Genomic DNA, 24,141 nt, shown 5'->3' on the forward strand with positions numbered 1-24,141 from the left:
CAGTAATAGTTCTGACTCGAAAGGCCATGATCACATGAGCGAGAAGAAGAACCGCGAAGATTCGACTGTCGGCCGCAATAACCCTGGTCGCGACGCTATCGGAGCGGCAATGCGGTTCATCACGTCGATTACTGGTTCGGACTTCGCCCAGAAGTACGACCTTCAGCCAAAGATCGACCGCGTGGTGTACCAGTCCACCAAGTCCGGTTTTAAGACCCTTGGTGCCGCGAACCGTCAGTTTAAGAAGATTTCCGGTTCCGGTAAGCCGGAGCGTCCGGCTGAGGAAGCCCAGGCTGCACAGGAGGCCGCAGCCGAGGAGAAGGCAAAGAAGCTCTTCGACCTCACCCCGACCGAGGATCAGCAGATGATCGTCGAGACGGTTAAGGAGTTTGCTGAGTCGCGCTTGCGCGAGGCTGCTTACAAGTCCGACCACGAGGCAACTCCCCCGGAGAATCTCGTCTCTGAGGCTTCTGAGCTGGGCGTCACTATGATCAACGTCCCGGAGGCTTTCGAGGGCATCGCTACCGGCGAGGACGTCACCACCAACGCGCTGGTCGCGGAGGCTCTGTCCTACGGTGACATGGGTCTGGCTCTGGCAGTGCTGGCTCCGGCCGGTGTCGCTGCCACCCTGACCGCTCACGGCTCCGACTCGCAGCAGAAGACCTACCTGCCGGCATTCGCTGGCGAGAACGTCCCGGCCGCCGCTGTTGTTCTCGCAGAGCCGCGCCCGCTTTTCGACGCACGCAAGCCTGAAACCACCGCAAAGCGCGAGGGCGATTCGCTGGTCCTCAACGGTGTTAAGTCCTTCGTTCCGAACGCCGGCGCAGCTGAGCTGTTCATCATCGGTGTTGAGCTCGAGGGTAAGCCGGCTCTGGTTATCGTTGAGTCCGACACTGAAGGTCTCCACGTTGAGGCTGACCCGTCCATGGGTCTGCGCGGTGCCGCAATGGGTCGCGTCATCCTGAAGGATGTCAAGGTTCCGGCCGAGAACATTCTCGGCGGCGCTAGCACCTCGGCTGCAGACCGTGAAGAGGCATACCTCGACATTCTGCGTCGTTCCCGCCTCGGCTGGGCAGCTCTTGCAATGGGTACTTCTCAGGCAGTTCTCGACTACGTCATTCCTTACGTCAATGAGCGTCAGGCATTCGGCGAGCCGATTTCCCACCGCCAGGCAGTGGCCTTCATGGTCGCCGACATCAAGATTGAGCTCGATGGTCTCCGCATGATTACTCTCCGCGGTGCTTCCCGCGCTGACCAGGGTCGCGGCTTCGCTCGCGAGGCAGCTCTGGCTAAGACCTTCGCCACTGAAAAGGGTATGAAGATTGGTTCCGACGGTGTGCAGCTGCTCGGTGGCCACGGCTTCACCAAGGAGCACCCGGTTGAGCGTTGGTACCGTGACCTCCGCGCAATTGGTGTCGCCGAAGGCATCGTCGTTCTGTAAACCGCTAGATACTTCAGCCGAAAAGAATTAAGAGGAAAGAAAATGATTAACCTCGAACTGCCGAAGTTCCTCAAGGCGGGCGCGTCCCAGTCGCATCAGGCCGCCGCTGAGATCTTCCGACCGATTTCCCGTAAGTACGATCTCGCTGAGCACGAGTACCCGAAGGAACTCGACACCCTTGCCTCCATGATGGACGGCATGGCAGATGGTGGCCGTGGCTTCTCCGGTGCTTCCGGTGGACGTGGTGACGATAAGAAGCCGAAGCGCACCGGTGTAAAAAACGGTGGCAACATGGCTTCGCTGCTCAACGTTATTGAGACCTGCTGGGGTGACGTGGGTCTGACCCTGTCCCTGCCGTACCAGGGTCTAGGTAACGCAGCTATCGCAGCTGTTGCTACCGATGAGCAGCTGGAGGCTTTCGGTAAGACCTGGGCTTCCATGGCAATTACCGAGCCGTCCTTCGGTTCTGACTCCTCCGCAGTTTCCACCACCGCCAAGCTCGATGGTGATGAGTACGTCATCAACGGTGAGAAGATCTTCGTCACTGCTGGTGAGCGTTCCGACTCCGTCGTTGTGTGGGCGACCCTGGACAAGTCCAAGGGCCGTGCTGCCATCAAGTCCTTCCTGGTGAAGAAGGGCACTCCGGGCTTCACCGTTGAGCGCCTGGAGGAGAAGCTGGGTATTCGTTCCTCGGATACCGCAGTGCTCCGCCTGGACAATGTCCGCGTTCCGAAGGAGAACCTGCTGGGTTCCCCGGACATTGATGTTAAGAAGTCCTTCGCCGGCGCAATGGCGACCTTCGACAACACTCGTCCGCTGGTTGCGGGTATGGCCATCGGCGTCTCCCGTGCTTCGCTGGAAGAGCTGCGTCGCATCCTGGAAGAGGCTGGCATCGAGATTGACTACGATGCACCGGCACACACCCAGAGCGCTGCTGCAGCTGAGTACCTGAAGCTGGAGTCCGATTGGGAGGCTGCATACCTCCTGGCTCTGCGCGCTGCGTGGATGGCTGACAACAAGCAGCCGAACACTCTGGAAGCTTCCGAGTGTAAGGCCAAGGCCGGCCGTGCAGGCACCGAGATTTGCCTCCGTGCCGTTCAGCTGGCAGGTACCTTCGGTTACTCTGAGCGTAACCTGCTGGAGAAGTGGTCCCGCGACGTCAAGATCCTGGACATCTTCGAAGGTACCCAGCAGATTCAGCAGCTGGTCGTTGCTCGCCGCACCCTGGGCCTGTCCTCCAAGGAACTGAAGTAGTTACAGTTTCAGAGCAATCTACATACTGGTGAGCCGGTAAAAGCTCACAAAGATGCTCAAGCCACATTTTCCTAAAACACCGTCCTGCCATGACTTGGTAGGCGGTGTTTTATTTTGCGCTGTTTTGGCCGTGTGTCTCTTGTCGTTGCGTTCCTATTTTTCTGAGATTAGAGGGAGAGTTCATCTAATTTTCATCTTTAGGTTCTAGGCTTATTTGCCATGAGCATTTCCCGCCGGGCCTACCTCTCTGTTGCAACTCTTGCTGCAAGTTCAATGGCCGTCGCGAAAACCTCGGGAGCGTACGGCCTTGAGTACGTCACGTCGGGTCTGGGGCTTACCCAGTCGGATTCCAAGTCGTGGCAGGTACTGGCTAGCGACTTGGAGGTCATCACTGTCACAGACACGTCAGTGGCATTTACATGGGCAACATATGCTCCGGGAGTGCAGACAGCGTATGGCTTCATTAAGCCGACCGTTCCTTCGGATGAGCGGGTGCTGCTTGGTCCTGCGGATTCAACGCAGTTAGAGCTCGTGCACGAGGGGTACTCAGAGTCGGGCTACCACCATGTGGTCATTGACGGGTTGGAGCCGGGACGGGAGTACCGCTTTGAGTGCTGGTCACACAACTGTCGCGCGGTTCCGTCGCTGAATATCACCATGAGCAAAACGGCACCGGAGAAGACAGGCGTCGTAAGCACTCTGCCAGCGCTGGAGGGTGCACATTTGGCGACGTTCGCGCTGACGAATGACACACACATTGGTAAGCCCAATCATGACGGCATTCGCATTGGCAACCTCGGTCTTTCCTCCGGTCCGGGAGAGCAGCCTTTTGCCTCTATGCAATTGCAGGGTCTGGTGGACACGGTAAAGGCTGCCGGGTTAGACACTCTCGTCATCAATGGCGATTGCACGGATAGCAACCGCCCTGAGGAGTATGACGAACTCATCAGGGTTTTGGATACTTTCGGTGAGTTTGGGAAAAACTGGTTTGTCACCCGTGGTAATCACGATGTGCACCCGCCCGGGCTACCCAATATCAATGGTTTCCGGGGACGCGGAATCCGCAAAGGCAAGACCGCGGTTCCGGATTACTTCAGCCAGCGTCTTGTGCCGACGCAGCAGCACTGGTCGACTCGCGTCGGCGAAGTGCGCCTCATCGGTGTTGATACCGCCGAGTTTGGTTATGCAGGTGGACGTATTAATGAGCGGCAGATGCGTGCATTGCGTGCCGAACTCGCAGACGATCCAGAGCGTCCGACAATTTTGTTTGCGCATCACCCGTTTACTCAGGATGCGGTGCGTTCGCATTTCGGTGGTGAGGCATTCATGGTCGAGGCGCAGCAGGCCAAGATTTTTCAGGAGATTCTGGCCGCCACGCCGGGTGCCAAAGGCGTGTTCGCTGGTCATACGCACCGCAGCCGCCGTGGTATCGCTGACTACGGGGATACGGACTTCTGTGAGCGGGGTGCGGCACTCGGCTATCCGGGTGGATACACACAGATTCGAGTTCACACTGACGGTTACCAAATTAGCTACCACCGCACTACGACACCTCAGTCTCTGTCCTGGTCAACGAAGACTCGTTGGTCGATGTTCGGGTTGGAGCCAGAGTTTATGCTGGGAAAGATCTCCGATCGGAACTACGTCAATTTCTTCAAGAACAAAGTGCCACTCTGAGCTAGTGCTAGCTTCTAGCAGGGTACGCTGGGCAACGCATAGTGTTAATGGAAAATACGTAGTGGCAAGTTCCGCTGTGGGCGAAGTCGCAAGCCACCACGTTATTGGCCGAGCACAAGTGTGGCTCTGAAGTAATAAGGAATTTAGCGATGACCGACCAGTACAACCCGCGTTCGTCCTCCCCGCAGGATTGGGAGCAGGACGGTTATGCAACATCTGCCTGGGAGCAGCCGCAGGGTGGGGCTCAAGACGAGTACCAGCCTCAGTACCAGTACCAGTCGCAGGGGCCGAACCAGGGAGGTTCACCCCAGCAGTATCCGGCTTATCAGCAGGCTCCGGTACCTGAGCAGAAGAGCAACAACGGTCTGTACGTGGTTTTGGGCATCGTCGGTGTCGCACTTGCAGCGGTCGCCGGTATCGGTGGCGCGTACTACCTGAATAATTCCTCCGATAATTCCCCGCAGTCTCCCGATACGGTTGCGGCAGGGGACTCGTCGTCAAGCACTGCGTCCCCGGCGCCGGTGGAGACGTACACGGAAACCTATACCCAGACCGTCGAGCCGGAAACGACGAAGCAGCCGGAGAGCAGCGCTCCTACCACTACGCAGCGGGGAAATTTTGGTCTTCGCGCGTTCGGTATGAATCGCGATGATATCGATGCCAAAGGTTGGGTTGGCAGTACCGCTCGCTGCTCGGGTGGGTATTACGCGCGTGTGTTGGCGGAGACTTCTTCGGGTAAGGCCGTGATTTGTGAGAACTCCAATAACCGCCAGCAGCGCCATTACATTGGTGACTTCGGTGAGATTTCGGATACCCCGGATGCGTACACAGTAGATAGTTTCTCCGGGAACCGTGCTGTCGCGAAAAATGGTGGCTACACGTATACCGTCACTCCGAATGCGGTAACCGTGACCCAGGACGGCGAAGAGATTTTCCGTGAGCCCGTCACGGACTACGGTGTTTTGAACGCTGGCTAATCAGCTCTAGTTCTTCCTAGGACACGCAAAAAGGACGCGGTAACTTCCATAACGGAAGTTTTTACCGCGTCCTTTTCGTGTCTGCCGTTCGCTTTACGACGGTCCCTGCGCCCTAAGCCACCTTCTCCTCGGTGACATTCTCCCACGGCTTCGGCAGGTGGCGAGGAACCACCTTGCCGACTGCGTTGCGTGGCAGTTCATCGAGGAACACGGTCTCGCGCGGAACGGCGAATCGGCTGAGGCGCTGCTTGACGTATGTGCGAATCTGCTCATTGGTCAGGGCGCGGCCCTCAGGGGAGTCGTCGCGGACAACCCAGGCGACCAGGGCCTGACCGAAGCGCTCATCCGGGACACCTGCGACTGCGCACTCGCGGATACCCTCGAGCTGGCTGAGTGCATCTTCGGTCTGGCGTGGGAAGACGTTCTCGCCACCGGAGACAATCATGTCGTCCTCGCGACCGGAGATGTAGAGCAAGCCGTTTTCCATGCGACCCAGGTCACCGGTACAGACCATGCCGTCAATGACCTGCTTGTCCGCGCCCGGGCGGGTGTAGCCCTCGTACAACATGTTGTTGCCGACGAAGATTCGACCGGTCTCGCCGTCGGCGACGCGGTTGCCGTCTTCGTCGAGAATCTGGACACGAGTGCCCAGCGGTGCGCGACCAGCTGTGGTTGGGTTTGCCTTGAGCTCATCCGGGTTAGCAATGGTTGCCCAGCTGACCTCCGTGGAACCGTACTGGTTGTAGAGAACCGGCCCGAAGCGCTCGAGGGTCTTGGTGACAATTCCCTCTGGAATAGCCGAACCGCAGGATGCGATGACCTTTAGCGATGTCGCGCCGATGTCGTAGTTGTCCGGGAGAATCTCAATCATGCGCTGCAGCATGGTCGGCACCAGGAAGATGGTGTGCGGAGAGTGCTGCTCGATAATGCGCAGGCTGTCGGCTGGATCGAACTTGCGGCGCATAATCATGGTGGAACGCAGTGCGATGCACAGCTGCGCAGTCGCGAATCCCCAGGTGTGGAACAGCGGAGCCGCAAGGTAAGCCGGGCGACGCTGACGCAGAGGAATTCGGCTCATGATGGAAGATGCCGGCATCCAGCTGCGCGGCTCCGGACGCTTGGCACCCTTTGGAGTGCCGGTGGTTCCGGAAGTCAGAATAATAACGCGGCCACGGCGCGGGCGGGTTGGCAGCTCGGCGGTCGGCCACTTTGCCGGCGGTGCTGTCTTCAGCATCTCCTGCATGGAGGTCCAGCCCTCGCGAACGCAGGAGGTGTCACCGTAGTTTTCAAACCACGACACGGCGACCGGGCACTCATCGAAGTCCTCCGGCAGCATGTGAGTGAATTCCTCATCAATGAACAGGAAGTCAATCTTCTGTTCACGAATTACGGCCAGAGTCTGCTCGGCGGAGGCGCCGGTATTGAGCAGCACCAGGTCGGTGCCGAGACGACCGTGGGCACACAGAGCCATAATGAAACCGCGGTGGTTGCGAGCCAGCACACCGATGCGGTCGCGCTGCTGAATATCGCCGTGACGGAGTGCTCGCGCCAGGGCAGTGGAGCGCTCGTGCAGCTCCTCGTAGGTCAGCGAGCCGCCATCATCAATAATCGCAGTGTGGTGCGGATCGCGGCCGGCTGCAATGCCGAGGAGACCAGCTGGCAGGAAGTCCCAGCGGTAGATGGAACTTAATGCCTTACCAGCCGCGCCGGGCCCCATCGAGCCGAGGACGCCAGCCTGAGTCACCGGTGCGAGTCCGAGAACGAGGTCCGAGGTAGCTCGCGAAGCTTTGCGCACCTTATTGAGAATCGAGGTCTGTGGATTAGATGTCATAGTCACTCATCTTCCGTGGTTCATGTCCTGTGGTCTTCGGAGAGGCCTAATCAGGCGAAACCTCATCGGTAGGACTGCCGATTTAGTTTCTTTTACAGTAAGAATAAGTGTCCTAGGTCACTTTTGCGTAGCTTTTTGCAAAATTTTTTTATCAGAAACGAATAGTTGTGAAGATATGTGGCGTGACCAGTGAAGATAGTCAAGTATCAGTTCTCTTTCGCAGCTCAATGGGTGCTGACCTTAGCCGGGGAGGGGTTCTGGTTTGGATCTGATTCTTTTGGGGAAAGCTCCTGAAACCTGTTCTTATCCAGTTGCGCTCTCGACTCGGTGGCGAAGGGCGAACCTATCCGATACGACTCCAGTCCAGACCACTATGGTGACGTCGACTGAGGAGCTGGACGATGATCGCGATGACATTGATGACACGGATGATGACCGTGACGATGGCATGGACGACGATGATCACGATGACTTTGATGACGACGATGACGATGACCGCGTGAACAATTAGTTTTCTAATCGGCACCGTAGATTTTGTGAATCATCGGCCCCCCACGTAACCCATGAACCCCCGCTCACTAGTGAGCGGGGGTTCATGGGCGTTTATGGCAGGGACGCTATTTATTGTCCTGCGGTGTCCTGTGCCATATTCTGCTTAGCGGCATGGCTGACATTGTCGGCGATATCTGTTGACAGTTGTTCGGCATCATCCCACGGGCCAGAATTGGATACCCACACATTGAGCTGTATATGCCCGGTTCGGATGGTTTCTAGGTATCCGTCCTGGTCGTTAATGGTAGATGCACGAGACTGGGCGTCTTCGTCTGCTCCACCAACAAGAATGAGAATTGTTCCATTGGAATCTTCAAAGTTGTAGCCACAGCCAATACCTAAGTCCTTCACGCTAGTCGGCACAGCGTGAGTCTCTTCCGGCATGTAGTCGCCAGCATCACAGACGTTAAGCCAGCTGAGCGCCATTTTGTAGTAATAGGAGGCTATGGAGGCCTGGTCGGAATTGGTGTTCTTGTCTTCCAATTCCGAGTTTGCTTCTTCCAGCTCATCAATCTTTGCTTGCAGCTCGCTTTCCCGCTCCTCTGCCTGCTGTTGAAACGAGTAAATCTCTTCACTCGCGCTTGCAAGTTCGGACTCAGCATTCTTACCGCCCATGGCAAACCCCGCCGCGCCGGCAACAATCACTCCGACTGCGCCGAGGATGAGCGGCAGCGTCAAAGGTTTACTCTTTCCGGACTTAGTGCCGGAAGCTCTCTCCGACACTTTCTCGGAAGTGCCCGACTGGTTGCTATTCCACGGATCGATGGGTTCGTGAGCGTTCATTTTTAACCGACTACCTTCACCTTCTGTGCGATTGTGATTGGTTCGAATCCTGGCTGCTGAGCTGTCACAGCAACGATGTATTCACCGGGTTCTGTAAATGTTGCGTAGGCCTTCTCCCCAAACCGGCGAACGATCTGGCAAGGAGTATGTTGTCCAGTCACACCTGCGCTGGCACTTGCAGTCGGTTTGCCCTCAGAATCGTAGACATCCACCTTGTTTTCACAGGTTTCCGTACCACCAGACTGGCTGAAATTCCACAGCAACCTCGCGTTTGCTTCGCCATCAACCAGGGGATAGGTCAACAGGCTATTGGCCCCCTCGAAGGGAAGCGTGATCCGAGCAGTGTCGAAGCCGCCCAATTCTTTCTGGTGAGCAGTTGCGTCAATCTTGACGTTTTGGCGCTTGGCACTGCCGGGCTCCATGCCGCCAATTTTGGTCAGCTCCATCGAGCTATTCAGCGTTACTGCACCGGAGTCGGCATCCGAGTCTGAAAGTTCGCTGTTGGGAGAATTCTTATCCTGCGAACTGTTGGCATATTCCTGCTCTGGCTCTTCCGACCCGGTCGAGCTCTCAATCGAGCTAGGAGTTTCGGATTGTGCATCAGAAGCAGGGGACGTTTCTGTAACTGTCACCACCGCGGGGGACTCCGGGACAGCGTTGTTAGTGGGCATACCTGAGCAGCCAACCAGAGTCAGGGTAGCAGCGGCGGCTGCCACAGCTAAAACGTGCTTTGAATGAAACTGGGATGTCATGGGCGTTAAAAACCTCCGAGTTAAGCGCCGAATAAGCGTTTTCTTCATCTGCTTGACGACGCTATAGCGGAGGCCTCAGAAGCGGTACGGGAGTTCTCCCGGTGACTTTCACTACCCGTGCAGGTTTAACTAAATCCTGTCGGGTTCAGCGAATTAATCGTTGGACAAAAGATTGAGGGAAAGAACCGTTTAATGAACCTCCAACAGCTGAAAGATGTGGCCAAAAGCTACTTCTCAAAAACCACAGATATTGTGAAGGGTGTTCCAGATCGTACTAAAGGTTGGCGCGGTGATTTGGAGGATCAAGGAATTATTCCAAACCGTGTTGGTGTAGATCAAGAAGGTCGTATCATTCCGCCATTTTTTGTTTGGTGGGCACCCTGGATGTTTCGAGTCGTACTCATTATCGCCGGATTCATAATTGGCGGAATTTTGGAATCCATCAATAGTGGGCCATATCCAGATACGGCGATGTTGATTCCATTCGCCATGGGGTTTGCGATGTGGTTCTTGCGAAATCAGACTAGTTGGATTCCCGGCCTCATTATCACGGTGCTGGCAGTCACCGCAGCATCGCTTATGTCTAAAAGCGTCCTTATTTCGCTCGAAGCATTAATCCTTTTCGCTCTCGTAGTCCTAGTGGAATACATCTACGCTCGCGCCGCATTCGACTACAACACTGCCGCGGCGTTTGAAGAGATGAAGCAGGCGCTTTCCACCTACGGCACTGCCTATGAGCTTGAAGAACGAGAGGACACCAACGTCAACGGAGAGACTCTGACAACTGTCTCCGCGCTTGATTCGGGACGCCCTGCTAGGGCAATGATTCGACTGTTGCCGGAGCATGTAGACCCCGGATGGCTTATCGCAGTAGATCCCGCCAGGCGGTTTATGACAGGCCTATCTCCAGAACAGCGTGTTCGCATCAGTGAGATTCAGGAGCAGATGTGAGTCTGAATCCCGCAGTTCGAGACAACCTAGCTGGAAATCTATTTTCACCAGGCGCAGTGCCAACGGGCGCCAAGTTAGCTCAGCTGATTGCTGACATTCCCATGGGCGGAGATGCCTCTTCCTCGGATTTTTGGGAAGCGCGTGTCCGTTTAATTCGAGACCTGTTGTTCTTCGGTAAGCAGTCCCAGCGCGCACTGGACATTATCGATGAGCTGCACACCGAAGATTTTGTCGACGCAGTGCGAAAGAAGTTCGGTGTTTCTTTTCGACTTGTTCTCAAACGAGTACAGCGTCCTCAGTACTTCTTCACTGATGTGCAGATGAAGGCAGTTAAAGAGGGGTTCTTGAAGCCGTATGCAAAGGGCAGCGGAAAAGCGATTACCGAGCACGGGCTTGAAGAGTTCTTTGATCGGATATTGGTTCCAACGTCTAACCGCATGGAGCTCCGTGAATACGTCGACGTTGAAGATAGCCAGGAAATTGAGACTGGTCCGACGAACAACGCGGAGAAACGAGTCTGGGCGGCCTTTGATGAGGCCAGTAGTGCAAATACCGACATTCGGTCGATTGCAGATGTCATTGCGAACGGTTTTCGTGAACAGTCCGAAGGCTTTATTGACGGCAAACCGATCGATAGCGACATGCTGAAGAGTGCAACTAAATCCATCGGTGCGAGTTTTCGTACCGGCTCGCCAGAGGCTGAAACCCGCACCGGTCTTATTCGAAGGTTGCAAGCAGTCGATGATCCAGCGGATTTAGTGACTCGACATACTTTCGGTCTGCTTAACGACGAATCGTCGCTGGACCCAACGAGACTTCGTAAAGAATTGCAAATTGCTGAGGGAGCCTACTGTTCTAGTTCCGATTCGACAATTGAGAATCGCGTCCTTCAAAACGTCAATCGAGACGATGTCTTGAAGGCTGATACCGGAAGGGGAAAATCGGATTTTAAGACGCCCCATGCCGGTGAAGGGGATGCGATTGCCAAGGAGTTATTACGATTTCTTTCTCCATTTGTTGTGCTCGGTTTAATAGTGCAGTTCATGCAGGAGGGTAATGGATTTATTGCTGTACCGGTTCTGGCTATTTTTGTCGGTATCTTGTGGGCGTTGGTAAAGAAGCGAGTGGCAAAACGATGGATTGCTGTTTTTGGAATCGTATATTTCATTGCCATGGGGGTTATAAATGATAATTTCTATGAATTAGGATGGGTTCTATTTTCTATATTTATCATTACATTTGTGTCGATTGCCTATCTATTCGCTAAGGGGAAGGAATATAAAAATGGGGTTCTTTAATAACAAAAAGGATGAAAATAAAAGGTCGGTTAAACATTCAGACGGTCGTGCTGATGAGTATCAGGAACGAGATCCTAAGTATCCGGAGGTTGACTTCGGTGGAGCGCATAATTTCGCCCCGCTGCCGAATTTTGATGAGTCCTTCGGCCCCCGGGGCACGGTCGACAATGGTGATACCACAGGTCAGGAGCCGGTCGAGTATTCCGGAGATCCAAAACTAGACACCGACGAAGCTGCATGGTCCAAGGTTGAGAACGTCGAATTTGACGGTGTTGAATTTGGTGGTGCCGAGTTTGGCCATGATGAAGACACCGCGGAAGGAGTTCCAGCCCAGCAGGATTTTCCTCCCGCGACAGTGGAAGAGCTCCCAGAAACGGATGCTGAAAGTACCGCAGGTGTTGCGGCCGGGAACGTCGTAAAGCAGTTGGATTTGATTCAAACACGGCTGGACACAATGAACGCAGTATTGCGCTCTCAAAGTGAAGAGTTGGAAGCGCTGACTGATCGTCGTTGGTACGCCCAGTTGATGCCGCTGGCGGAAAAGTTGGCGGCCATCCATGACGGGATTTGCGCTGACCTTTCGCGGCTCGAAGAAACTACCGAAACTGATGGCAGTGACCTGTATTCGACCCTGGATTTCCTGCAGGACTCGATCGCAGATGCGCTTCAGTCCATGGGAGTGGCAATTACAGAGGCGAAGGTGGGCGATGCCTTTGATTCTTCAATTCACCGTCGTACCAAATTCGCGGATTCGGATAACCCCGCGCTGCACCGCACGCTGGCGCCATCACGACGAATCTCGCACTACTACACCTTCACCAGTTCTACCAGTCCAATTGTGGTGGCCAAGGCGCCGGTCACGGTGTACCGGCACAGCGGCAACTAGGCCAAAACTCGAGTCTGAACAGAGCACAGCTCGAGTCCGGCCAGCACACAACTAGAGCGCTGACACGGCAAAAGAAGTCAAGAATCCAACAGATTTCAGAATAAGGAGAAAAATCATGGCTGAACGTATTTACGGCATCGATCTGGGCACATCCAATAGCGCAATTTCCTACGTGGACTCACTGGGTGTTCCTGTCATTCAAGAAAACCTCGACGGAGATCTGTCGACACCAAGTGTGGTGTGGTTTGAATCGAAGGCCAATACCGTTGTCGGAAAGCTGGCACGTGAAGAGAAGCTCTTCAGCCCCAATGACGTCATCGAGCTGGTGAAGCGGAGCATCGGCACCGATAAGAAATGGAATTTCAGCGGGAAGGCGTATACCCCGGAGGAGATTTCTTCATTGATTTTGCGCTCGTTGGTTCCAGACGAAGCAGCTGACGACGAGATTTCGGCAGTTATTACTGTGCCGGCATATTTTGGTGCGAAGGAGCGCGAGGCAACTCGCAACGCAGGGCAGATTGCTAATTTCAATGTGTTGGAGCTGGTAGCAGAACCGGTTGCTGCGGCCCTCTACTACGACTCCAAGCAGCCTCTAAAGGACAAGACCTTGCTGGTGTATGACCTCGGAGGCGGTACATTCGATGCCACGATTGTGCAGGGGATTGACAACACCTTCCGGGTTATTGCCACCGACGGTGATGCTCGACTGGGCGGTGCTGACTGGGATAAGGCGCTTGGTGAATTTATCCTGGATAAATTCATTGAGCAGACTGGTGACGAGGAGGCGGAAAACGATGAGACCTTCGTCGCTAAGTTGCATGAGCAGACGGTGAACTGTAAAGAGGCGCTGAGTAATGCGGAAAGCGCCACTGTGCGACTTGCCAGTGACTCTGGTTCCCGCGCCAAGATTGCCGTTACCCGCGAAGACTTGGAGCGTGTCACGGCGCCATTGCTCGAGCAGACGGAGATTCCTTTGACCCGTGTATTGGAGACGGCAAAGGAAAAGGAGCCGGGACTGACAATTGATGAGGTCATCCTGGTGGGTGGATCTTCGCGAATGACCGCCGTAACCAAACTGGTGGAGCGTCTGACGGGTAAGAAGCCACTGTTGGTTGAGCCTGATCTAGCCGTTGCTAAGGGTGCTGCCCTTGCTGCGATGATCAGCAAGCTCGGGGGAGTGGTTAATGCTGAGTCCAGCCCTGCTGTCCAACAGCAGTCAATTGCGCAGATCGCGGCTGAGACAGGGATTGACGCCGGGCAGCTAGCCGCGCTGTCGGAGAAGAAGGTGGCAAATGTATTGCCAAAGTCGATTGGCATTCGAGTTGTCGATCATCTGAACAACCCGTACATCGACTATCTGGTCAACCAGAATGACATGATTCCCCTGTCTGAGCCGGTGGTCCGGGAGTATTCGACCGTAGCTGATGGCCAAGAGGAAGTAGATTTGACGCTGTATCAGCAGGCCAGTGACGTTCCATCCGAAGATGTCGCTCTCAATGACATCATTAGTGGATCGGAATCTATGCTGACAGGTATCCCGCCGTTGCCCAAGGGTCAGCCAATTCAGGTTAAGTTCTTTGTAGCAGCAGACGGCATGATTACCGTGGAAGGCACTCACGTTCCATCGGGTCGCTCAATCGAATCCCACGTGCGCATTGGTGTGATGAATGAGGAAGAGATTTCGGCTGCTCGCACGACGATGATGAAGGTTTCTGTCAGCCAAGGAGATAACTGATGACCGACGATCGCACTCTAATCCCGGGCGTCGATGACATTGACAGCGGTGCAAATTCCGATACTGATGGTCGAAATCGGAAGATTCTGCTGTTCGTGCTCGCCATTCTGGTTGTCGTCATCCTGGCAATGGTGGTCTGGATCCTAAATTTCCGCTCTAACCAGCAGGATAACGCCGACGGGTTGTTTGAAACCACTGAAAGCACCGAAGTGGAAGTCTCGCCGTCCTACTATGTGGGCGATGATCAGGAACCAACCTCGACTACAATCGCACCGCCTGCCGACGATCGGTTCGTAGACCCAGAGGTCTTAGCGTCGACCGTTGATCCGACGTGCCCGATGCTGCAGAGTGCCTGGTCAAACCAGGGCTCCGATATGGACTGTGAAGCATATTACGAGGTAGTGCGGGCGCTCAGTAAACAGCGGCAAGAGCAAGGAACACTGCCAAAGCAGACGACAATCGAGATTGAGTATGACGGTCAGCCACTGACGATGGAATGCCAAGAAGTTTCGCCTAATTATGATTGCCGCTCTGAGTCTGGGATTCAGATTATGGTGGGTAATCTCGATGGGTCTGGGCAACGGAACCGATGACTAATCTTCCCCAGGTAGGCGATATTTTTGAGGGCTACGAGGTTGAAGCTCTCATCGGTGCCGGCAATATGGGGACTGTTTTTCGAGTACGAAATCCCAAGCTGGGCCGAAACGAAGCACTGAAAATCGTCCCACTGCCGGAAGAGGCCAGTGCTTCTAAGCGAATGGAGGCACTGTTCCAGAACGAGGTTTCTATCGCAGCCACTGTTCACGTTCCCAACGTTGTGACCGTGTTCGATGGCGGGCGAGCCGGGAACCTGCTTTGGTTCACCATGACTCTTATTAGCGGTAATTCGTTGGGCGCTGAACTGGCCGAATATCCGCCGCGCACTTTCGATAAGAGCGAGGTCATGTCGATTGGTGTGGAGATTGCTACCGCGCTAGATCGGCTAGCAAAGCACGAACCAGCGGTGATTCATGGTGATGTAAAACCATCAAATATCGTCGTAGAGCGAGATTCGTCGGGGCTTGTGTTAAGCGCGACGCTTGTGGATTTCGGTGTATCAACCGCCACTGAAATCGACAGTGTTGGCGTGACCAATCGTGTTGCCGGCTCATTGCCCTACATGGCGCCAGAGATCTTCACTAAGGGTTGCATTAGTGCAGCTAGTGACGAGTATGCGTTTGCGTGCACGATATTCGAGCTGTTGCAGGGATATAAGGCATTTCCAGCTACTGACGGGGCCAGTGCGCGGCAATTGCACTGCGGTAAGCGACCGGTTACCAACCTCGGTGCGGTAGTTGATTCGGTCTTCGCCAAGGCGTTGGCGGTTGACGCCGATGAACGCTACGAATCCTGCAATGCGTTTATTAGCGATCTCATTGCTGCGCTAAATGGTGGTGCCGTCGAGGTTCGCAATCCGAAGAACCGGAAGAAAGCCCTTGCAGCGTTCTCCGTAGTGGCATGTCTAGGCCTTATTGGTGGTGGCATTGTTGTTGCCGAACGTAGCGGCATTGGAGATGGCGGTCTCTTTAGTGCCAAGCACTTGGCACAGCCAGTAGCTATCGGAGGTTCTGCGGAACCGATGCGACTTCGCGCTCCCGATTTGGCGAAGGGGCCTCGGATTCCGGTGGGTGACCGATGGACCCTTACGTCGTTAAGCGACGTCCCCATCGGTGAGAAGAGCTGGCAGGGGATTCAGCGGATGGGAACATTCAACGGTGCTGCATATCACGCGACGCAGTTTGCTTCGGCAGATGAATTCTTGCTGCCATTTCGCCACGGTATTGATGAGAAGAAGCCGATTGCAGAGGCTGAAAATGACAAATGGCGGGGTGAAATTCTGGATGCCGTGAGCAAGAACCGGTCAGTGGCTGAACCAGCTGGCTCTGAAGTGGTGAAACTGCGAATGGAGCCCGATGGTCGCCGGCTGGATGTCCTACAAACGTCAGGCTCATTTCAAGCTGTGAACAGCGAAGGTTCCGAGGCAACACGGCCGATTAATTACTGCTTGGTTCAGCCGGCGGAAAGTTCTGCGCCATCCAGTCCCGAAGTGCTTCGTCCGGTATTTGTCGTTTTGAGTGAAGGCGATCCTTGTCCTGCTGCCTATGACACGGTGGCGGCGTGGGCAATGCAAACCACGACGAATTAAGCGATAACGCCGAGAATATTTGTTATATTTCGGATAACTATCATGAATGCCAGTCACTTCAGCCGTCGTTGGGCGATTCCCCCAGGAGCGTTGGGTAGGGTTCCTGATTCGCGGTTGGTGGCTGGTGGTGCGAGAGAAAGGCCTGGTCAACGTGACATCGCTCCCAACACTTGTGGTTGATAATTTGTGTGGGGATGCGATTGTTGCCAATCCGAGTGAGGGATTGACCATCGGGCGTGACGCCGACCTCAAAGTGGGCGAAGATAACCGCTACATGCACCGCATAGCAATGTATGTGTATGCGGAATCCGGAATGTGGTTTCTGCTCAATAACTGCGAGCACGTGACTGCAATGGTGCACATTCCGGAGGTGTCGCGGTCATTCCGGCTGGCTCCGCAACAGCGTTTTGATTTGAGCTACCCGGAGTATTTCATCCGCTTTTCCGTCAAGGATGACCAGTACGAAATTCAGATTAAACAGGATATTGAGCACGCCGATGCGAAGGTCGTGCTGCCAACTGACGGGACTGAAACCATCTCGGTTGGGGAGCTGCCGGAGCGCCAGCGTGCTCTGATCGCTGCATATGCGGAGGATTATCTGCGCGGCCGAATCGACACCATTATGGTTTCATGCACCGATGCCGAGGCCGGCCGAAAGCTGGGAGGCAAGACCGCAAAGGCAGTCGAGCATTACCGCACCGCACTTTTTGAATCCGCTTTGAGCAAGGGGCTGGTCTCAAGCAAGGAGTGGCAACGGGTTAATCAAAAGAGCCGTCTGCAGCTGGTAGTTGTCGCTGCAATCGAAGCACGATTGGTCACTGCAGACGACTTGAAACTGCTCGCTTAACGACGGTACTTGCGATAAGTCAATCCTTTAATTGGCGTGTTCACAGTAGTGGTTCGGCCGCCACGGGCATTCTTCGTCCACCGAACGGGCCCCATGCGATAGGAATATCCGAGGCCAGAACGCGATAGCGTAACCCGGGAGTTGCGGGTGGGGCGGAAGGTCTTTCGGAAGCTGAATAGTTTGAAAGCCATTGATATAAATCCATTCTCGGTGCGTCACAGACTGCCATGCGCTCTGACCGTGCTGCTTTGGACAGCATCGCTCTCTGACTGCATTGTGCCGGTGACATAAGCGGATAAATCGTGGTGCGTTTGATGGCACCACTGTCCAGATTTGGGCAGTCCAGCATGGTTTAGCTAGGGGAGAACTCCCCGGGGAGAACTCCCGTTTCTTTTGTGTCCGAGAGTTTTTAATCTGAGATCATGTTCACCAAGAAGATTTCCGCTGTAGCCGCCGCAATCACTGCCGCCACTGCGCTTGCTGTTGTCAATCCGTCCGTCGCCGATGCAGCTACGAACTACCCCAAGATCAACCGTGACTATGTCAGCTATTCCACAGACGGAGAAACCGTAGTCTGTGGTGGGTCGGTAAATCAGGACATGTTCCGCTGCCAGACCACAGCTAAGTGGGGTAACAAGAAGAACGCCCACAATCTGGTCACCTTTGATCTCGAGGATGCATCTGGAAGTTGGGAAGCCGGAATGAGCGGTGGAAATTGGGATGCCTCGCGCCCGCCATTCCGACTGAAGGAAGGGAAGAAGTACAGCTTCCACGGGATCGTGGTCCTGAATAAGAATGGCACCCTGTACTTCAGTTCTCCGTACCACGAGGTGCGCGGTGAAGTGACTCCGTATGAGTGGGAGATTATGGAGACTGACTGATATCCCGTGCAAATACTCCTTCTTGTCTGGCGTTTGGCTTAACGCGCAGGAGTAATTCATTCCAACATTCGTTTCCTCCCGGTGGCATTGCCGCCGGGAGCTTTTGCTGCCGTACGAGCAGTGATACCTCTCTCGACCAGGCTGTTCGCTACTGGCGTACGGCTATAGGGATTAATCTGTGTCGCGTCGCGTTTAAGCTAGGTGAAACAACCTTTATTGAATTACGGCAAAAATAGACACTTGAAAGGGCAGTGATGTTCGAGAGGTTTACGGACCGAGCACGTCGCGTTGTCGTCCTGGCACAGGATGAGGCACGCGAGCTCAATCACAATTACATCGGCACGGAGCACATCCTGCTCGGCCTGATTAGTGAAGGCGACGGTGTAGCTGCCAAGGCGCTGGAGTCCATGGGTATTTCCCTGGATGCTGTGCGCTCTGAGGTAGTCGACATTATTGGTCGTGGCTCCCAGCCGCCGAGCGGTCACGTGCCGTTTACCCCGCGTGCAAAGAAGGTGCTGGAGTACTCTCTGCGCGAGGCTCTGCAGCTGGGTCACAAGTACATCGGTACTGAGCACCTGCTGCTCGGCCTGATTCGTGAGGGCGAAGGTGTTGCTGCTCAGGTCCTGGTTAAGCTCGGCGCTGACCTGCCGCGCGTACGTCAGCAGGTTATTCAGCTGCTCAGCGGTTTCCAGGGCGATGAGTCCGATGGTTCTCCGGAGCAGCGTCCGGTCGGTGCTACTTCCGGCGCTCGTGTGCAGGAGGGTAACCACCAGTCGGGTTCGCTGGTGCTTGATCAGTTCGGTCGTAACCTGACCGTTGCTGCACGTGAGGGCAAGCTGGATCCGGTTATTGGCCGCGAGAAAGAAATCGAGCGCATTATGCAGGTTCTTTCTCGTCGCACCAAGAACAACCCTGTGCTGATTGGTGAGCCTGGTGTTGGTAAGACCGCCGTCGTGGAGGGGCTTGCACTGGACATTGTCAACGGTCGTGTGCCGGAGACGCTGAAGGATAAGCAGCTTTACTCTCTCGACCTGGGCTCGCTGGTTGCGGGTTCCCGTTACCGCGGTGACTTCGAGGAGCGTCTGAAGAAGGTGCTCAAGGAGATTAACCAGCGCGGTGACATCATCCTGTTTATTGACGAGATTCACACGCTGGTTGGTGCCGGTGCCGCCGAGGGCGCAATTGATGCAGCCTCGATTCTGAAGCCGAAGCTGGCTCGCGGTGAGCTGCAGACCATCGGTGCTACCACTTTGGATGAGTACCGTAAGCACATTGAGAAGGACGCCGCTCTTGAGCGTCGTTTCCAGCCGGTGAACGTGCCGGAGCCGAGTGTGGATCTCACTATCGAGATTCTGCGCGGTGTCCGCGATAAGTACGAGGCTCACCACCGCGTATCCATCTCGGACAAGGCTCTGGTTGCCGCAGCTACGCTCTCCGACCGCTACATCAACGACCGCTTCCTGCCGGATAAGGCCGTTGACCTGATCGATGAGGCCGGTGCTCGCATGCGCATCAAGCGCATGACTGCCCCGGCTGACCTGCAGGAGATTGACTCCAAGATCGCCGATGTGCGCCGCCAGAAGGAAGCCGCCATCGACGAGCAGGACTTTGAGAAGGCAGCTGGTCTGCGCGACAAGGAGCGCAAGCTGGGCGAAGAGCGCCGCGAGCGCGAGAAGAAGTGGCGTGCGGGCGAGTCCGACACCATCGCTGAGATTGGTGAGGAGCAGATTGCGGAGGTCCTGGCTTCCTGGACTGGCATTCCGGTGTTCAAGCTCACCGAGGAAGAGTCCTCGCGTCTGCTGCGCATGGAGGATGAGCTGCACAAGCGCATTATCGGTCAGGAAGAGGCCGTCAGTGCTGTCTCCCGCGCTATTCGTCGTACCCGCGCTGGTCTGAAGGACCCGAAGCGTCCGTCCGGTTCGTTTATCTTCGCCGGCCCGTCTGGTGTTGGTAAGACCGAGCTGTCGAAGGCCCTGGCCGAGTTCCTCTTTGGTGAGGAAGACGCACTCATTCAGATTGATATGGGTGAGTTCCACGACCGCTTCACCGCTTCGCGCCTCTTCGGTGCTCCTCCCGGATATGTCGGCTACGAAGAGGGCGGCCAGCTCACCGAGAAGGTGCGCCGCAAGCCGTTCTCCGTCGTGCTTTTCGACGAGATTGAGAAGGCCCACAAGGAGATTTACAACACCTTGCTGCAGGTCCTGGAAGACGGTCGTCTGACTGACTCGCAGGGTCGAGTGGTGGACTTCAAGAACACGGTTCTGATCTTCACCTCGAACCTGGGTACCAGCGACATTTCCAAGGCTGTTGGTATGGGCTTCTCGGGGGTCGGCGAGGCCGATGAAGATGGCAAGTACGAGCGGATGAAGGACAAGGTCCACGACGAGCTGAAGAAGCACTTCCGTCCGGAGTTCCTGAACCGTATCGACGAGATTGTGGTCTTCAAGCAGCTGAGCCAGGCTGAGATTGTCCAGATGGTCGACCTTATGCTGGCCCGCGTCAGCGACCAGCTCGACGAGAAGCGCATCACCATGGAGATTTCCGACCGCGCCAAGAACCTGCTGGCCAAGCGTGGCTTTGATCCAGTGCTCGGTGCCCGTCCGCTGCGTCGCACGATCCAGCGCGAGATTGAGGATCAGCTCTCCGAGAAGATTCTCTACGGTGAGGTCGGTCTCGGCGAGACCGTCTTCATCGATGTCGAAGGCTGGGATGGCGAGTCCAAGGACGTCGACAAGGCGAAGTTCACCTTCACCAACAAGGGCAAGGCCGGGAACGTTGATGCCGACGGCGGTGCTCTGGGGGAGTCTGAGGAAGACAAGGACGTTCTCGGCAGCGCTGATGGCACCCTGAGTGTTGAAGCCGACGACATCGAAGGTGCTGCCGACCAGGCCGCTGCCGAGGTCGAATCCGATAACTCCGAGGGAGAGAACTAAATGGGGCTCCAATTTCGCAAGAAGCAGAACCTGGACAAGGACACGTGGCTGAACTACTCGGGTTCGGGAGTCTCTGGTTCTAAGCGTATCGGTCCGGTGACCATTAACAGCCGCGGCGGTTACACCGTCCGACTGGGCAAGGGCCTGACCTTCCGCGGTCGTTGGAAGAAGAAGTAGTTAGTGGCTGATGGCTGTCGGTGAGCATTTCACCGTCAGTACAGCTAGTGCGCTAGCACACTAGTACCCCATTTTCTGATTCACCCACGCAAGCATCTCGTCGTGGGTGAGCACGTAGGCAAGGCCGTGCGTCCCATCACCGAGGTCAGTGTCGACCTCCACGTAGGTGATGTCGGCGCCGGCCTTTTGCCATTTCTGCACAAGTTTGCGTGCCGACGTCACGGGTAACACATCATCCAACGCGTTATGGGTAACGAATACGGGCATACTGGGAGTCTTTGTCCCCAGAGCTTGTTCTTCCACGTGGCGCCGAACGACGGGGGAGAGCTCCGGCGAGCGCAGATTCTCCGCTATCCCCAAGTCGTTGGCCGTAAATGCCTTGGTGTCATTGCGAGGCCAACGTTCGACAGTGGCGCCAATGCATTCATCGGCCGTGAGCTTCAGGAAATCCTGCCCCAGCGGGCTCAGCATGCGCTCGATTGGTTCTTTTGCCTCTGGGTACTCTGCAATCAAGCCGTTCATGAAGTAACCGACGAGCCCCGCCAGCGCCGAGCCGCGAATATGCAGTGCAGTGTCGGTGAGATCGGCCGGAATAGCCCCGGCGTAAACAGCGCGGATGTTCAGCTCCGAGGCATACTCATCGGCTAGCTCGGCCGCTGCAGCGGTGGCGCCTCCGCCCTGTGAGTAGCCGAACAGCGCAATGGGAGTATCTGCAGGTAGTTGTAAAGCTTCAATAGTCGCTCGTGCCATATCGAGCGTGTTATTCCCGGCAACCTCACGGTTGAGATACGGATGTACCCCAGGCGTGCCGAGCCCCTGGTAATCCACGATGGCAACATTCCATCCCTGTGCCAGCAGCTGAGGTGCCGGAGGCGTCGGAGGTGCTTCGTAGCGCAGCGCAACCGAACTGGCGCAGTTATCGCCCATCCCGAGAGTCCCCGGCGCAATCACCGCCAGCGGCCGTGGGGACTTCTCCGACCAGCGGGCATAGGGCTGCAGTACGGTACCAGATACCGCTGTTTGGCGGTGGTCGCGTGCACCTGTGGAGGAAAACACGACCCGCTGTGCGCGTGCGGGCGCATTGACCGGGAATGGCGTCTGCGTAATTACCTGCCCCGGAGGCAATCGCTTCACCGTAGAAGAGTCAGAATCTGAGGAGCCGAAGTCAATCGAACCTAGCCCATCGACCGCTGAGCAACCACTGAGCACACCCGCGCTAGCGCCAATCAGAGAAATTCCGAGCACCATGCTCAGCGCAATTCTGCGCTTACTAGCCCCAAAGAGACAGCGTTGGCGCTGAGATCGATGGAGCGAGGCATTCATGCTCCTAATTCTAGGCAACGCACTTGTTCGAATCTGGTCTTTACCGGAGCATTGCCTCGGCTTTAACGGGGCAACTGGAAGCGGCCATCGGGAGTTTGCTCTGCAAGTCCGTCGTCAAGCAGGGAAAACAGTGCGCGGGAACGCTGATGTGCATCATCCCAGACCGCATCGAGAGCGGCCTGTTCGACGGGGGAGTCGGCGGCGCGGAGCACGTCGAGAAGCAAGCCCCGGACTTGGCGGTCGGTGCCTTCGAACTTCTGCACACGCCGTTTAGCAGCGGCGATTTCGTGGTCTTCGGGTTCGGGGCGACCGGCGGCGATCCAGGCGCAACTGGTGGCGATGGGGCAGGCCTCGCACTCGGGTGTCGTTCGGCAGACGGTAGCGCCGAGTTCCATGAGCGCGACGGAAGTCTCGGCTGCAGTCGTGGGGTCGAGCGGTAGCAACTCTTCGACGAGCGCCATGTCGGCGCGTTTGGCGATGCCGGGAAGGTACGTGCCCTGGCGGTGTCGCCGGAGTACGCGGCGCACGTTGATGTCCACCACCGGCGTGCGCGCGCCAAAAGCAAACGCCGCTACCGCCCGAGCGGTGTAGTCTCCTACCCCCGGAAGGGCTAACAGCGTGTCCACGTCACTCGGCACTTCGCCGTCGTGCCTTTCGACGATCTTTTCTGCGCATTCACGCAGCCGGAGTGCACGTCGGGGATAGCCGAGTTTTCCCCACATACGCAGGACTTCATCCTTGGGTGCGACTGCCAAATCGGCTGGGGTGGGCCATTTTTCCAGCCAGGCGCGCCACGAGGGGATTACCCGGGCGACGGGAGTCTGTTGACTCATCACTTCGCTGACGAGCACAGCCCATGGTGAAGTGCCTTCTTCACGCCAGGGAAGTGGCCGCATATTGGCGCGATACCAATCACGTAAGGCGGCATCGACGTGTTCGCCGAAGTCGTCGGATTGGTTAATTGCAGAGGTCAATCTACATTCTCGCTTTCCCATAAACAGCGGAGTCGTTGCACAATATAGCTATGAGCAATTCTGAGAGGACTCCTGAAAGTGTATGGCAATCGATGGTGCGCGGAAACCTCCGCTTCTGTGAGAGCAAGACTGCGCATCCTCGACAGGACTTGGTTCGTCGTAAGCAGTTGACTCAGGGGCAGAAGCCCAAAGCCGTTGTGTTGGCTTGCTCGGATTCCCGCGCACCGGTGGAGATCATTTTCGATCAGGGGTTGGGCGATGTATTTGTGATCCGTACCGCCGGTGAGATTACTGACCTGTCGGTGCTGGCTTCGCTGGAGTTCGCAGTTGATGGTCTTGGAGTTTCGCTGGTGATTGTTCTCGGTCACGAGTCCTGCGGCGCTGTGGCTGCGGCGAAGAATGCACTGGACGGTGGCGACCTGCCGGGTGGTTTCCAGCGTGTGCTGATTGAAAAGGTCACCCCGTCGTTGCTTGCGGCTCGCAAGGATGGCGAGACTGAAATCGACGAATTTGAGCGTCGCCACGTGCGCGAGATTGTTAATCACATTATTGATCGCTCCCCGGAGATTTCGTCGCGACTGGAGACCGGCGAGGTAGGCGTTGTCGGTATGCGGTACCGCTTGGAGGACGGACGCGCTGAGACCGTCGTTACCCATGGAGTCAGTGAGAACCCGCTAACCTAAA

General features: G+C 55.9%; 22 protein-coding genes. 16 read left to right on the plus strand and 6 right to left on the minus strand.

Going from position 1 to position 24,141, the window contains the following annotated elements; genetic code table 11:
• Positions 1-34 precede the first annotated feature (34 nt).
• From HMPREF2878_RS08470 to HMPREF2878_RS08485, 4 genes are all read left to right on the plus strand, one after another.
• Entirely contained in the window at positions 35-1,441 is a 1,407-nt protein-coding gene (locus HMPREF2878_RS08470) for an acyl-CoA dehydrogenase family protein (protein WP_048731769.1), read from the plus strand.
• 42 nt (positions 1,442-1,483) lie between these two features.
• Entirely contained in the window at positions 1,484-2,695 is a 1,212-nt protein-coding gene (locus HMPREF2878_RS08475; protein ID WP_016421475.1) for an acyl-CoA dehydrogenase family protein, read from the plus strand.
• Positions 2,696-2,914: 219 nt separating this feature from the next.
• Positions 2,915-4,372, plus strand: a complete 1,458-nt coding sequence (locus HMPREF2878_RS08480) for a purple acid phosphatase family protein (RefSeq protein ID WP_048731772.1) — start codon at positions 2,915-2,917, stop codon at positions 4,370-4,372.
• Positions 4,373-4,521: 149 nt separating this feature from the next.
• The gene (locus HMPREF2878_RS08485) at positions 4,522-5,349 is read left to right on the plus strand and encodes a hypothetical protein (RefSeq protein WP_038626626.1); all 828 of its coding nucleotides are present in this window, start codon (positions 4,522-4,524) and stop codon (positions 5,347-5,349) included.
• A 112-nt stretch (positions 5,350-5,461) separates the two neighbouring features.
• Here HMPREF2878_RS08485 and HMPREF2878_RS08490 read toward each other — a convergent pair whose 3' ends face one another.
• On the minus strand, positions 5,462-7,180 hold the full coding sequence (locus tag HMPREF2878_RS08490; protein ID WP_038626623.1) for an AMP-binding protein: 1,719 nt from the start codon (positions 7,178-7,180) through the stop codon (positions 5,462-5,464).
• 373 nt (positions 7,181-7,553) lie between these two features.
• On the opposite strand from HMPREF2878_RS08490, the gene HMPREF2878_RS11320 reads away from it, so the two are divergent.
• Positions 7,554-7,691, plus strand: coding sequence for a hypothetical protein (locus HMPREF2878_RS11320; protein WP_160310025.1), 138 nt, complete (start codon positions 7,554-7,556; stop codon positions 7,689-7,691).
• 110 nt (positions 7,692-7,801) lie between these two features.
• On the opposite strand, the gene HMPREF2878_RS08495 is transcribed toward HMPREF2878_RS11320, so the two are convergent.
• Together HMPREF2878_RS08495 and HMPREF2878_RS08500 are read right to left on the minus strand one after the other, a co-directional pair.
• The gene (locus HMPREF2878_RS08495; protein ID WP_049171884.1) at positions 7,802-8,515 is read right to left on the minus strand and encodes a hypothetical protein; all 714 of its coding nucleotides are present in this window, start codon (positions 8,513-8,515) and stop codon (positions 7,802-7,804) included.
• 2 nt (positions 8,516-8,517) lie between these two features.
• Positions 8,518-9,267 carry a hypothetical protein gene (locus tag HMPREF2878_RS08500; protein ID WP_222865188.1) on the minus strand — a complete coding sequence of 250 codons (750 nt, stop codon included), beginning with the start codon at positions 9,265-9,267 and terminating at the stop codon, positions 8,518-8,520.
• Positions 9,268-9,459: 192 nt separating this feature from the next.
• Here HMPREF2878_RS08500 and HMPREF2878_RS08505 point away from each other — a divergent pair, with 192 nt between their 5' ends.
• The 7 genes from HMPREF2878_RS08505 to HMPREF2878_RS08535 all read left to right on the plus strand — a co-directional run bounded on the left by HMPREF2878_RS08505 (position 9,460) and on the right by HMPREF2878_RS08535 (position 17,169).
• Positions 9,460-10,218, plus strand: a complete 759-nt coding sequence (locus tag HMPREF2878_RS08505; protein WP_016421468.1) for a hypothetical protein — start codon at positions 9,460-9,462, stop codon at positions 10,216-10,218.
• Positions 10,215-11,516, plus strand: coding sequence for a hypothetical protein (locus HMPREF2878_RS08510; protein WP_049171882.1), 1,302 nt, complete (start codon positions 10,215-10,217; stop codon positions 11,514-11,516). The genes HMPREF2878_RS08505 and HMPREF2878_RS08510 overlap by 4 nt, the downstream gene beginning before the upstream one ends.
• Positions 11,503-12,402: a hypothetical protein gene (locus HMPREF2878_RS08515; RefSeq protein ID WP_016421466.1), complete on the plus strand. Its 900-nt coding sequence runs from the start codon at positions 11,503-11,505 to the stop codon at positions 12,400-12,402. The genes HMPREF2878_RS08510 and HMPREF2878_RS08515 overlap by 14 nt, the downstream gene beginning before the upstream one ends.
• A 115-nt stretch (positions 12,403-12,517) precedes the next feature.
• Positions 12,518-14,137 carry an Hsp70 family protein gene (locus HMPREF2878_RS08520; RefSeq protein ID WP_016421465.1) on the plus strand — a complete coding sequence of 540 codons (1,620 nt, stop codon included), beginning with the start codon at positions 12,518-12,520 and terminating at the stop codon, positions 14,135-14,137.
• Positions 14,137-14,730 (plus strand): hypothetical protein, encoded by a 594-nt coding sequence (locus HMPREF2878_RS08525; protein ID WP_016421464.1) that lies wholly within the window; start codon positions 14,137-14,139, stop codon positions 14,728-14,730. Before HMPREF2878_RS08520 ends, HMPREF2878_RS08525 begins: the two co-directional genes overlap by 1 nt.
• Positions 14,727-16,322 (plus strand): serine/threonine-protein kinase, encoded by a 1,596-nt coding sequence (locus HMPREF2878_RS08530; RefSeq protein WP_070653295.1) that lies wholly within the window; start codon positions 14,727-14,729, stop codon positions 16,320-16,322. The genes HMPREF2878_RS08525 and HMPREF2878_RS08530 overlap by 4 nt, the downstream gene beginning before the upstream one ends.
• Positions 16,323-16,368: 46 nt before the next feature.
• Entirely contained in the window at positions 16,369-17,169 is an 801-nt protein-coding gene (locus HMPREF2878_RS08535; protein WP_224433510.1) for a hypothetical protein, read from the plus strand.
• Here the strand turns inward: HMPREF2878_RS08535 and HMPREF2878_RS11035 are convergent.
• A complete protein-coding gene (locus HMPREF2878_RS11035) occupies positions 17,166-17,360 on the minus strand; it encodes a DUF4236 domain-containing protein (RefSeq protein ID WP_016421461.1) in 195 nt (64 codons plus the stop codon). The two genes, HMPREF2878_RS08535 and HMPREF2878_RS11035, sit on opposite strands and share 4 nt — an antisense overlap.
• A 231-nt stretch (positions 17,361-17,591) precedes the next feature.
• Here HMPREF2878_RS11035 and HMPREF2878_RS08540 point away from each other — a divergent pair, with 231 nt between their 5' ends.
• From HMPREF2878_RS08540 to HMPREF2878_RS11325, 3 genes are all read left to right on the plus strand, one after another.
• Positions 17,592-18,050: a hypothetical protein gene (locus tag HMPREF2878_RS08540; RefSeq protein ID WP_038626607.1), complete on the plus strand. Its 459-nt coding sequence runs from the start codon at positions 17,592-17,594 to the stop codon at positions 18,048-18,050.
• Between the two features lie 254 nt (positions 18,051-18,304).
• Positions 18,305-20,983 (plus strand): ATP-dependent Clp protease ATP-binding subunit, encoded by a 2,679-nt coding sequence (locus HMPREF2878_RS08545; protein WP_049194048.1) that lies wholly within the window; start codon positions 18,305-18,307, stop codon positions 20,981-20,983.
• The gene (locus HMPREF2878_RS11325; RefSeq protein ID WP_162837151.1) at positions 20,984-21,160 is read left to right on the plus strand and encodes a hypothetical protein; all 177 of its coding nucleotides are present in this window, start codon (positions 20,984-20,986) and stop codon (positions 21,158-21,160) included.
• A gap of 60 nt (positions 21,161-21,220) precedes the next feature.
• Here the strand turns inward: HMPREF2878_RS11325 and HMPREF2878_RS08550 are convergent, their stop codons facing one another.
• Complete coding sequence (locus HMPREF2878_RS08550) at positions 21,221-22,408, minus strand: lipase family protein (protein ID WP_070653297.1); 1,188 nt, start codon at positions 22,406-22,408, stop codon at positions 21,221-21,223.
• 137 nt (positions 22,409-22,545) lie between these two features.
• Positions 22,546-23,478 (minus strand): HhH-GPD family protein, encoded by a 933-nt coding sequence (locus tag HMPREF2878_RS08555; RefSeq protein ID WP_070653298.1) that lies wholly within the window; start codon positions 23,476-23,478, stop codon positions 22,546-22,548.
• Between the two features lie 29 nt (positions 23,479-23,507).
• Here HMPREF2878_RS08555 and HMPREF2878_RS08560 point away from each other — a divergent pair, with 29 nt between their 5' ends.
• Positions 23,508-24,140: a carbonic anhydrase gene (locus tag HMPREF2878_RS08560; protein ID WP_070653300.1), complete on the plus strand. Its 633-nt coding sequence runs from the start codon at positions 23,508-23,510 to the stop codon at positions 24,138-24,140.
• Position 24,141: the final 1 nt, after the last annotated feature.

It is taken from the genome of Corynebacterium sp. HMSC065H09, assembly GCF_001812845.1.
Lineage (GTDB): Bacteria > Actinomycetota > Actinomycetes > Mycobacteriales > Mycobacteriaceae > Corynebacterium > Corynebacterium jeikeium_D.

What these genes read in the sequence shown, in the direction of transcription:
- HMPREF2878_RS08470 (WP_048731769.1), top strand. Translation starts at nt 35, where the DNA reads ATGAGCGAGAAGAAGAACCGCGAAGATTCGACTGTCGGCCGCAATAAC.
- HMPREF2878_RS08530 (WP_070653295.1), top strand. Translation starts at nt 14,727, where the DNA reads ATGACTAATCTTCCCCAGGTAGGCGATATTTTTGAGGGCTACGAGGTT.
- HMPREF2878_RS08545 (WP_049194048.1), top strand. Translation starts at nt 18,305, where the DNA reads ATGTTCGAGAGGTTTACGGACCGAGCACGTCGCGTTGTCGTCCTGGCA.
- HMPREF2878_RS08560 (WP_070653300.1), top strand. Translation starts at nt 23,508, where the DNA reads ATGAGCAATTCTGAGAGGACTCCTGAAAGTGTATGGCAATCGATGGTG.
- HMPREF2878_RS11320 (WP_160310025.1), top strand. Translation starts at nt 7,554, where the DNA reads ATGGTGACGTCGACTGAGGAGCTGGACGATGATCGCGATGACATTGAT.
- HMPREF2878_RS11325 (WP_162837151.1), top strand. Translation starts at nt 20,984, where the DNA reads ATGGGGCTCCAATTTCGCAAGAAGCAGAACCTGGACAAGGACACGTGG.
- HMPREF2878_RS08550 (WP_070653297.1), bottom strand. Translation starts at nt 22,408, where the DNA reads ATGGTGCTCGGAATTTCTCTGATTGGCGCTAGCGCGGGTGTGCTCAGT.
- HMPREF2878_RS08505 (WP_016421468.1), top strand. Translation starts at nt 9,460, where the DNA reads ATGAACCTCCAACAGCTGAAAGATGTGGCCAAAAGCTACTTCTCAAAA.
- HMPREF2878_RS08485 (WP_038626626.1), top strand. Translation starts at nt 4,522, where the DNA reads ATGACCGACCAGTACAACCCGCGTTCGTCCTCCCCGCAGGATTGGGAG.
- HMPREF2878_RS08540 (WP_038626607.1), top strand. Translation starts at nt 17,592, where the DNA reads ATGTTCACCAAGAAGATTTCCGCTGTAGCCGCCGCAATCACTGCCGCC.
- HMPREF2878_RS08535 (WP_224433510.1), top strand. Translation starts at nt 16,369, where the DNA reads ATGCCAGTCACTTCAGCCGTCGTTGGGCGATTCCCCCAGGAGCGTTGG.
- HMPREF2878_RS08480 (WP_048731772.1), top strand. Translation starts at nt 2,915, where the DNA reads ATGAGCATTTCCCGCCGGGCCTACCTCTCTGTTGCAACTCTTGCTGCA.
- HMPREF2878_RS08520 (WP_016421465.1), top strand. Translation starts at nt 12,518, where the DNA reads ATGGCTGAACGTATTTACGGCATCGATCTGGGCACATCCAATAGCGCA.
- HMPREF2878_RS08490 (WP_038626623.1), bottom strand. Translation starts at nt 7,180, where the DNA reads ATGACATCTAATCCACAGACCTCGATTCTCAATAAGGTGCGCAAAGCT.
- HMPREF2878_RS08475 (WP_016421475.1), top strand. Translation starts at nt 1,484, where the DNA reads ATGATTAACCTCGAACTGCCGAAGTTCCTCAAGGCGGGCGCGTCCCAG.
- HMPREF2878_RS08525 (WP_016421464.1), top strand. Translation starts at nt 14,137, where the DNA reads ATGACCGACGATCGCACTCTAATCCCGGGCGTCGATGACATTGACAGC.
- HMPREF2878_RS08515 (WP_016421466.1), top strand. Translation starts at nt 11,503, where the DNA reads ATGGGGTTCTTTAATAACAAAAAGGATGAAAATAAAAGGTCGGTTAAA.
- HMPREF2878_RS11035 (WP_016421461.1), bottom strand. Translation starts at nt 17,360, where the DNA reads ATGGCTTTCAAACTATTCAGCTTCCGAAAGACCTTCCGCCCCACCCGC.
- HMPREF2878_RS08555 (WP_070653298.1), bottom strand. Translation starts at nt 23,478, where the DNA reads ATGGGAAAGCGAGAATGTAGATTGACCTCTGCAATTAACCAATCCGAC.
- HMPREF2878_RS08495 (WP_049171884.1), bottom strand. Translation starts at nt 8,515, where the DNA reads ATGAACGCTCACGAACCCATCGATCCGTGGAATAGCAACCAGTCGGGC.
- HMPREF2878_RS08500 (WP_222865188.1), bottom strand. Translation starts at nt 9,267, where the DNA reads ATGACATCCCAGTTTCATTCAAAGCACGTTTTAGCTGTGGCAGCCGCC.